This window comes from Phreatobacter sp. AB_2022a, assembly GCF_026847585.1.
GTDB lineage: Bacteria > Pseudomonadota > Alphaproteobacteria > Rhizobiales > Phreatobacteraceae > Phreatobacter.
On sequence record NZ_JAPSET010000058.1, the window covers coordinates 21,206 to 31,475 of the forward strand.

Consider the following 10,270-nt stretch of genomic DNA (forward strand, 5'->3'; position numbering starts at 1 on the left):
CGCTCTGGCGTCATCATGCCCGCCCCCCGGGGCAGTGCCTTGGGGGGTGCGGCGCAGCCGGCGCGGACAAGGCGGATTGGAAAATATTCCATTTCGAGCATTCCAAACTTTTCCAATCGTTTCCGTTTTCCCGAAGACTGGTCTTCGATATCCCCTTTGCTTTCACGCACGAGATAAGCCGAACAGGATCCCAAGTCTTCGCTCGCGACGACGAGTGCAGGCCGGCTGTCGCAGGGGAGGTTTCCATGACCGATCTGGCAGAGGCCCTCGCCCGGGCGCCGGCCGCGGCTCCCGCCATGCCGCTTGCCGCGGTCACCCAGCGCATCTGGCTGGAGTGCAAGCGCGCGCCGGAAAGCTCCGCCTATAGTGTGCCGCTCGTCTACCGGCTGCATCCGGACGTCGATCCGCAGCGGCTGGAACGGGCGCTGCGCGCGGCGGTGGACGCCCATCCTGCACTGCGCTCGGTGGTCAAGGAGGTGGACGGCAGGCCGGTCCAGGTCGTCGGCGAGACGCCGGCCGAGGTGCTGGGGCGGTCGGCGAGCTGGGAATGGGCCGTCACCGAACCGTTCGACCTGGAAAATGGTCCGCTGTTCCGCTTCGTGCTGTGCGGCGACGTCCTCGTCGTCAATGGCAGCCACGTGATCCTCGACGGCAGCGCGCTGCTGCTGCTGCTCGAGGAGGTGAGCGCGCGCTATCACGGCGAGGCCGTGCCCGAGCCGGGGCCGGGGCCCGAAGCCTGGCTTGCGCAGGAAGCCGCCTATCGCGGCAGCGCGGCGCAGGCGGCGGACAGGGCCTATTGGGCCGCGACGCTGGCCGGCTCCGACTTCCGTGCCGGCCTGCCGACCCGGCGCGAGACCTATCGCGGCGAGGGCGACGGCAATCTCTATTTCTCCTTGCGCCTGCCCGAGATGAAGGTGAGCCCCTTCGTTACCACGCTCGCGCTCATCCAGGCGCTGATCCACCGCTATACCGAGCAGGAGACGGTGGCGGTGCTCTATCCGACCGACCTGCGCGGCCGCGATTTCGCGCGTTCTCTCGGCTCCTTTGTCAATTCGCTCATCGCCACCGCGCATTTCACGCCCGAGCTCTCCTTCGCCCGGCTCGTGGCCGCGGTGCAGGAGCAGCGGCGCGCCACCCGCGCGCATGACCGGCTGCCGTTCCAGGACGTCATCGCGGGCCTGCGCAAGGCGCGCCCCGGGGACGCGATCCAGCTGCCCAACGTCTCGGTGTCCTGGGCCAACCCGCGCGGGCCCTTCGCGCTCGGAACGGCGCAGCCGATCGAGACCCTGGATTGCCAGACGGACCTCCTGTTCCTCGCTTTCGCCGAGGGCGACCGGCTCGACGTGCGCATCCAGTACAGCGCCCGCCAGTTCACCCGGCGCTTCGTCGAGGAACTCGCGGCCCATCTCGCCGTGCTGGCCGAACGCGTCGCCGCCGAGCCTGACGCGCCGCTCGCAAAGCTCATGCTGGCGACCCCCGTGGAGGTCGAGCGCATCGCGCGGGACTGGACCCCGGCGCCCGCGCCGCGCACCGATCTCCAGCTGCTCCACGAGGCCTTTTCCGACTGGGCGGCGCGGCAGCCGGAGGCGCCGGCCCTGCTCACCCGCGAGCGGGTGATCAGCTATGGCGAGATGGAGCGGCTGACCAATCGCATCGCCCACGGCCTGCGCCGCCGCGGCGTCGGCCCGAACCGGCTGGTGGCGGTGATGATGGAGAAGGGATGGGAGCAGGCGGTCGCCTGCATGGCCATCCTCAAGGCGGGGGGCGGCTACCTGCCGATCAATGCCGCCTGGCCGGCCGAGCGCATGGACGCCGTCATCGCGCAGGGCGACGTCGCGGTGGTGCTGTCGCAGGCCCGCGTCGTCGATCGCCTCGGCCGTCCCGGCCTTGCCGTGGACGAGGAGGCCCTCTGGGCGGCCGAGCCGGAGACGCGCCTGGCACCCGTCAACGATCTCGGTGACATCTGCTACGTGCTCTTCACCTCCGGCTCGACCGGCAGGCCGAAGGGCGTGACGCTGACCCATTTCAGTGTGATGAACACCCTGCGCAACGCCAATGAGGAGCACCGCGTCGGGCCCGGCGACCGGTCGCTTCAGCTGTCCGATTTCGCCTTCGACCTCTCGGTCTACGACATTTTCGGCATGCTTTCGGCCGGCGCCGGCGTGGTCATACCCGACGAGAGCCGCCACTTGGAGCCGCTGCACTGGGTGGAGATCGCGCGCCAGCATCGGGCGAGCATCTGGACCAGCGTGCCCATGTATGTGGAGATGTGGGCGCAGTCGGGCGAGCCGCTGCCGACGATGCGCGTCTTCATGATGGGTGGCGACAAGATCCCGGTCGACCTGCCCGACCGCATCCGCCCGCTCGCCCCCGGGGCCGCGCTCTGGAGCGTCGGCGGACCGACCGAGACCTCGATCATTTCCAACTGGTACCGCATCGGCGCGGTGGACCCGATCTGGACCACCATTCCTTATGGCCGGGCCATGCTGAACCAGACGATGCTGGTGCTCGACCAGGGCCTCAATCCGTGCCCGCCCTTCATGCCCGGCCGGATCTTCATGGGCGGCGTCTGCCTCGCGCGCGGCTATTGGAAGGATGCCGAGAAGACCGATGCCGCCTTCATCACCTATCCCGCCACCGGCGAGCGCATCTATTACACCGGCGATCTCGGCCGCTGGCTGCCGGACGGGCAGGTGGAGTTCCTCGGCCGCGCCGACTTCCAGGTGAAGATCAACGGCTTCCGCATCGAGCTCGGCGAGATCGAGGGGGCGATCCAGGCCTTGCCGGGCGTGACCGCGGCCATCGTCGACGGCCAGGAGCAGCCGGACCGCAAGGGCAAGTTCCTGGTCGCCTATGTCGTCTCGGAGGCACCGCTCGACGCGGCCGCGATGCGCGCGGCGCTGCAGGACCGGCTGCCCTATTACATGATTCCGCGCGTCTTCGCGCCGCTCGACCGCATTCCGCTCTCGGCCAATGGCAAGGTCGACCGCAAGGCACTGCCCCGGGTGGACGTCGCCCGCACCGCGGACGACCTGCCCTATGTCGCGCCGCGCACGCCGATCGAGGCCGCGCTGGTCGATGTCTGGCAGTTCGTGCTGGAGCACGAGCCGATCGGCATCCACGACAATTTCTACGCGCTCGGTGGCGATTCCCTGCTCGCCGTGCTCCTCGGCATCCGCGCCCGGGAAGCGGGCGTGCCCTTCGATGCTGCGATGCTCCAGCGAACGCCAACCATCGCCGAACTCGCCCGGAGCCTCGCGCCAGCCCGCAAGGCCGAGGCGGCCGCGGCGGTCGGCGACGTGCCACTCTCGCCCATGCAGCGTTATTATTTCTCCTGGGCGACCGAGCGGCCGCGGCAGTTCAACGTCTCCGCCGTGTTCCGCTGCGCGGTGGAGCCGGAACGGTTGCGCGGCGCGCTCGGCCGGCTCGTCGCCCATCACGACGCCCTGCGGCTGCGCTTCGACGGTGGCCGGCAGTTCTATGCCGAGGACGGATTGGAGGTGCCGCTCGACTGCGCCGCCATTCCGCTGGCCGAGGTCGGTGCCCGGGCGGCGGCGATGCAGGAAACCCTCGACATCGCGCGCGGGCCGATCATGCGCGCGGCGCTGTTCTCGACCGAAGCCGGCCAGCGCCTCGTGCTGATCTGCCATCACCTGGTGACCGACGGCCTCTCCTGGGGCGCGCTGGTCTCGGACCTGCAGCGTGCCTATCGCGGCGAGGCGCTGCCGCCCTCCGGCGGCTCCTACAAGGCCTGGGTGGAAGGGCTCATCGCCTACGCCGCGAGCCCGGAGGCCGAGGCCGAGCTGCCCTTCTGGCTCGCCCAGCAGGGCCCGACCTTCGCCGCCGACAATGAGCGGCCCGGGGCCCGCCAGCGCGACCTCGTGACCTTCGAGCTCCCGATGCTGGACGTGGTGCCGCCCCAGGCCTATGAGCGCGTCGCGGCCGCGCTCGTCGAAGCGACCGGCCAGGACCGGCTGATGCTGCATGTGGTTGGCCATGGCCGCGAAGCGGCGGTGGCGGATGTCGATCCGACGCGCCTCTGCGGCTGGTTCACCACCCATACGCCGGTCGTCCTCTCGGGAGGCCTGAACGAGGTCGCCGGCCAGTTGCGCGCGCTGCCGAACCACGGCATCGCCCATGGCGCGCTCCGCGCCTATCACCCGCGCGGCGCCGAGCTTGCGGGCCAGGACCAGGTCAGGATCCTCTACAATTTCTTCGGCGAGACCTGGGACAGCAGCTTCCGCGGCGCCGTCTTCGACAAGCCGGAAGACGAGCTGCTTTATCTCTCGAACCACGCCTATGCCGACAACCCGGCCGATTTCCGGCTCTATCTGGTGGCCATCGTCAGCGAGGGCCGGCTGAAGGTCCGCTTCCAATATTCCGCGGTCAATTACCAGGCCGCAGCGATCCGGGGCCTTGCCGAGCGGATGCGGGAAAGCCTTCGCAGGCATGCCCGTGAACCGGTCGGTCCGCCGGCATGACGGCGCTCTATCTGCTCATCCTCGTCGATTCCATCAGCGCCACGGTCCTCATTCCCTTGCTGGGGCCGCTCCTGATCGACCAGGCGACCCTGGTCTTCCTCCCCGGCGCCGCGCTGCCGCTGCGCAATTTCGTCAGCGGCCTGCTGGTCGCGACCTATGTCCTCCTCATGCTCTACATGGCGCCGGTGCTCGGCCGCCTGTCCGATCAGTGGGGGCGCCGGCCCGTTCTGCTGCTCTGCGCGAGCGGCTTGCTGGTCGGCAATGTGCTCGCCGGCCTTGCGATCGACGCCGGCAGCCTCGCGCTCCTGTTCCTCGGGCGGGTCATCGGCGGCGCGACCGCCGCGGCGCAGTCCACCGCCCAGGCGGCGCTGGTCGATCGCGGCGGCAACAAGGCCAGGCTTCTCAGCTACAGCCTTCTGTTCTCCTCGCTCGGCTTCGTGCTGGGCCCGGTGCTGGCGACCGGCCTCTCCCCGTTCTCCTTCGCGGCGCCGCTGCATCTGTGCACGTTTCTGACCGTCGTCGCGCTCGTGCTCCTCTATCGCGACCGCGACCGAGAGGCCCCGGTGGCGGCGCGGCGGATCGACTGGTCGGCCATCTCGCTCTGGGAAGGGGTGACGTGCTTTCGCGACGCGGCGGGCGATGCCGCGGTGCGCGGCCTTCTCGGCGGCTTCATCCTGATGCAGGTCGCCTGGGGCGGCTTCTTCGTCTTCGTCTCGGTCTATCTCATGGAGGCACCGCGGCTCGACCTGACCCTCTCGGAGGTCGGCCTGTTCATGGCGATCATCGGCATCGGCTTCTGCCTCTCCAACGGCCTCGTCCAGCCCATGCTCGCCGAGCGCTTCGCCATGCGCACCCTGGCGGTGACAGGCCTCGGCCTCAACGCCGCGACCATGGTGCTCTGCCTCATCGCCACCTCGGCCGTTCAGGCCTATGCCGCCGGGCTTCTCGCCGGCATCACCATCAACATCGCCTATCCCTCCATCGTCACCATGCTCTCCGACCGCGTGCCGCCCGAACGCCAGGGCTGGATCCTCGGCATGGTCGGCTCGGCCGCCGCCATGGGCTGGGCGATCTCGTCGGTCGTGTCAGGCGCGCTGGGCGGGCTCGGGCATGCGCTGCCGATCGGGCTCGCTGCGGTGCTGATGGGGGGAGCGGCGGTGGGGATGATGGTGGCGGGGGGAATGGATTTCCGCAGGGTGCACGGCAATGCGAATGAATAGACGCCCGGGGTAGGCAAGGCGGCCGTGAGCAAGGCCTCTCTCATCTGGGTGGCCACCGGGGAGCGACGTGCTCCGCAGCTCCGGTGAAGCGCCGCCGCATTGGCCTGTCATGCCGGCCCCGACCCCCCCTTGACCTTCCAGCCACCGGAACCCCTAGCGTCCGCCGACATCATCGAGCGGTGACGTCCTGTGCGCCGCTTTTGTCAGCGGCGAGGTGGGCCCATGAGAACAACGACAGGTGTCGTCCTGGCTGCGGCGGTGGCGCTCGGCCTCGGCGCCGCGCTCCTTCATTTCAAGGCTATGCCGGCTTCCGCCAGCCGGGCATGGGCCTCGGGCGGGGCGGACGCGGCTGCAGCCGCGCCGCCTCCGCCCCGGGTGCCCGTGGCAGAGGTCGTGACGCGGGTGATCGCCGCTTCGCAGGAGCTGACCGGCGTCGTCGCGGCGGTCAGGACGGTCGAGCTGCGGTCGCGCATCGGCGGCGCGATCGAGGCGGTGAGCGTGCCGGAGGGCGGCCTCGTCGAACGCGGCCAGCTGCTGTTCCAGATCGACCCGAAGCCGTTCGAGGTGGCGCTGCAGACGGCGGAGGCGCAACTGCAACGCGCCGAGGTGCTGCTCGCCCAGGCCGAGACCGACCTGAACCGCTCGCAGCGGCTGGTGCCGAGCGGGGCGATCGCCGCCAAGACCTTCGACGATGCGGTGGCGCGCCGGCGCGAACGGCAGGCGCAGGTGCTGGAGGCGAAGGCGGCGGTGGCCGCCGCCCGGCTCGACCTCTCCTATACCCGCGTCACCGCGCCGATCGCCGGCCGGGTCGATCGCGTGCTGGTCACCGAGGGCAATCTCGTCACCGGCGCGACAGGGGCTGCGACGCTGCTCACCACCATCGTCTCGGTCGATCCGGTCTATGTCGACTTCGACATCGATGAGCCGGCTTATCTGGGCTTCCTCAACGGCGCCCGGGCCGGCGCCGCCCTGCCGGTCGCCGTCGGGCTCGCCACCGATGCCGGGCATCCCCATGCCGGCACGCTGCACTTCCTCGGCAACCGGGTCGACCGCGGCACCGGCACGATCCGCGCCCGCGCCATCCTGCCCAATGCGCAGGACCTGCTGACGCCGGGCCTGTTCGCGCGGGTGAAGCTTGCCACCAGCGCGCCGCGCGAGACCGTGCTGATCGACGACCAGGCGGTCGGCGCCGACCAGGGCCGGCGCTACGTCCTGGTGCTCGGCGCCGGCGACAAGGTCGAATACCGCCCCGTTGAGCTCGGGCCGATGAGTGCGGGCCTGCGTGTCGTCACGCGCGGCCTCGATCCCGGCGAGACCATCATCCTCAAGGGCCTCGTCAGGCCCGGCATGCAGGTGATGCCGGAGCGCATCGCCATGGCGCCCGACCAGCGCACCGCCGCGGGTGCCGCCGCCGGCGGACGGCAGGAGGCGCGTCGATGAACCTGCCGCGTTTCTTCATCAACCGGCCGATCTTCGCCATCGTGCTCTCGGCGCTCATGCTGATCGCCGGCGGGCTCGCCCTGCTCCGCCTGCCCTTGAGCGAATATCCCTCGGTCACCCCGCCGACCGTCCAGGTGACGGCGAGCTATCCCGGCGCCAATCCGGAGGTGATCGCGGAAACCGTCGCGTCCCCGCTCGAACAGTCGATCAACGGCGTCGAGGGCATGCTCTACATGAGCGCTCAAGCCGCGACAGACGGACGCATGACGCTGACCGTCACCTTCGCCCAGGGCACCGACCCCGACATGGCCCAGATCCAGGTGCAGAACCGGGTGTCGCGCGCCCTGCCGCGCCTGCCCGAGGAGGTGCAGCGCATCGGCGTCGTCACCCAGAAGACCTCGCCCGACATCCTCATGGTCGTGCATCTCGTCTCGCCGGACCGGCGCTACGACCCGCTCTACATTTCCAATTTCGCCAACCTCCAGGTGCGCGACACGCTGGCGCGCCTCACCGGCGTCGGCGACGTCATCGTCTGGGGCGCCGGCGAATATGCCATGCGCGTCTGGCTCGACCCGGCCAAGGTCGCCGCCCGCGGCCTCACCGCGAGCGACGTGGTCGCCGCCATCCGCGAGCAGAACGTCCAGGTCGCCGCCGGCTCGGTCGGCCAGCAGCCCTCGCCCGCGGCGAGCTACCAGGTGACAGTGAGCACGCCCGGCCGGCTCGTCAGCGAGGAGGAGTTCGGCCACATCGTCGTCAAGACCGGCGCGGAGGGCCAGGTGGTGCGCCTCGGCGATGTCGCGCGCATCAGCCTCGGCGCCGACGCCTATGCCTTGCGCAGCCTTCTGAACGGCGAGCCGGCGGTGGCCCTGCAGATCATCCAGCGGCCGGGCGCCAATGCGCTCGACGTCTCCGCGGCCGTGCGCGCCGAGATGGAGCGGCTGAGCCGGGACTTCCCGCAAGGCCTCGAATACCGCATCGCCTACGACCCGACCGTCTTCGTGCGCGCCTCGCTCGCCGCCGTCGTCGCGACGCTGCTGGAGGCGATCGTGCTCGTCGTCATCGTCGTCGTCATGTTCCTGCAGACCTGGCGCGCCTCGATCATCCCGCTCGCCGCCGTGCCCATCTCGCTCATCGGCACGCTGGCGGTGATGCATCTGATGGGCTTCTCGCTCAACACGCTGTCGCTGTTCGGCCTCGTCCTGTCGATCGGCATCGTGGTCGACGACGCCATCGTCGTGGTCGAGAATGTCGAGCGCCATATCGGCCTCGGCGAGGAGCCGCGGGAGGCCGCGCGCAAGGCGATGGACGAGGTGACCGCGCCGATCATCGCGATCACCTCGGTATTGGCGGCGGTCTTCATCCCCTCGGCCTTCCTCTCGGGCCTGCAGGGCGAGTTCTACCGGCAGTTCGCGGTGACGATCGCCATCTCCACCGTGCTCTCGGCGATCAATTCGCTGACCCTGTCACCGGCGCTCGCCGGCATGCTGCTGAAGCCGCACCACGGCGGTGCCGGGCGCGACCGGCTGACCCGTCTCATCGATGTGCTGTTCGGCTGGTTCTTCCGCCGGTTCAACCGCTTCTTCGACCGGGCGTCCAGCGCCTATGTCGGCGCGGCGCGGCGCGCCATCCGCATCAGCGCCCTCGTGCTCGTCGCCTATGCCGGGCTCCTCGGCGCGACCTATCTCGGCTTCCGCGCCATCCCCTCCGGCTTCGTGCCGGCCCAGGACAAATATTACCTCGTCGGCATCGCCCAGCTGTCGCCGGGCGCTTCGCTCGACCGCACCGAGGCGGTGGTGAAGGAGATGTCCAGGATCGCGCTCGCCGAGCGCGGCGTCGAAAGCGTCGTCGCCTTTCCCGGCCTCTCGGTGAACGGCTTCGTCAACCTGCCGAACGCGGCGGTCGTCTTCGCCATGCTCGATCCCTTCGATCAGCGGCGCGATCCCTCGCTCTCGGCCCATGCCATCGCCGGCCGGCTGATGGGCAAGTTCGGCCAGATCCCCGACGGCTTCGTCGGCATGTTCCCGCCGCCGCCCGTGCCGGGCCTCGGCACGACCGGCGGCTTCAAGCTGCAGATCGAGGATCGCGGCGGCCTCGGCCTCGCGGCGCTCGCCCGCGTCCAGGGCGAGGTCATGTCCAGGGCCATGCAGGCGCCGGAACTCGCCGGCATGATGGCAAGCTTCCAGGTCAATGCGCCGCAGGTCAGGGTCGATCTCGACCGCGTCAAGGCGAAGATCCAGGGCGTGCCGCTGACGCGCGTCTTCGAGACGCTGCAGGTCAATCTCGGCTCGCTCTACGCCAACGACTTCAACCGTTTCGGCCGCACCTACCGGGTCATCGTCCAGGCCGATGCGCCGTTCCGCGCCGAGGTCGACGACATCGCCCGCCTGAAGGTGCGCAATGTGGCCGGCGAAATGGTGCCGCTCGCCGCGCTCGCCAGCGTCACGGCCAGTGCCGGGCCGGACCGGGTGATGCATTACAACGGCTACCCGTCGGTCGACATCACCGGCGGGCCGGCGCCCGGCTTCTCCTCGGGCCAGGCGACGGCGGCGATCGAAAAGATCCTGCGCGAGACGCTGCCGCCGGGCTTGGCCTTCGAATGGACCGACCTCACCTATCAGGAGAAGCTGGCCGGCAATACCGCGATGATCGTCTTCCCGCTCGCCGTGTTGCTCGCCTTCCTCATCCTCGCGGCCCAGTACAACAGCTGGTCGCTGCCCTTCGCCGTGCTGCTGATCGCGCCGCTCGCGCTGCTCTCGGCGATATCAGGCGTCTGGTTCGCGGGCGGCGACAACAACATCTTCACCCAGATCGCCTTCGTCGTGCTTGTCGGCCTCGCCGCCAAGAACGCCATCCTGATCGTCGAGTTCGCCCATGAGGAGGAGCGGAAGGGCGCAGAGCCGCTCGCCGCGGTGCTGGAAGCCGCGCGGCTGCGCTTGCGCCCCATCCTGATGACCTCGCTCGCCTTCATCGCCGGCGTCGTGCCGCTGGTGATCGCTTCCGGCGCCGGCGCCGAGATGCGCCAGGCCATGGGGATTGCGGTCTTCGCCGGCATGCTCGGCGTCACGCTGTTCGGCCTGATCCTGACGCCGGTCTTCTACGTGGTCGTGCGGCGCCTCGTCCTGCGGCGTG

The 10,270-nt window shown here is 69.9% G+C and carries 4 protein-coding genes; all 4 read left to right on the forward strand.

The annotated features are described in order from the left end of the window. The first annotated feature begins 245 nt into the window (after positions 1–245). Complete coding sequence (locus OZ671_RS28045) at positions 246–4,481, forward strand: amino acid adenylation domain-containing protein (protein WP_268863772.1); 4,236 nt, start codon at positions 246–248, stop codon at positions 4,479–4,481. Beyond that, on the forward strand, positions 4,478–5,701 hold the full coding sequence (locus OZ671_RS28050; protein WP_268863773.1) for an MFS transporter: 1,224 nt from the start codon (positions 4,478–4,480) through the stop codon (positions 5,699–5,701). Before OZ671_RS28045 ends, OZ671_RS28050 begins: the two co-directional genes overlap by 4 nt. 222 nt (positions 5,702–5,923) lie before the next feature. After that, on the forward strand, positions 5,924–7,141 hold the full coding sequence (locus OZ671_RS28055; protein WP_442957135.1) for an efflux RND transporter periplasmic adaptor subunit: 1,218 nt from the start codon (positions 5,924–5,926) through the stop codon (positions 7,139–7,141). Continuing rightward, positions 7,138–10,270, forward strand: a 3,133-nt coding sequence (locus tag OZ671_RS28060; protein ID WP_268863774.1) for an efflux RND transporter permease subunit, incomplete at its 3' end; no start/stop codon positions are given. The genes OZ671_RS28055 and OZ671_RS28060, both read left to right, overlap by 4 nt.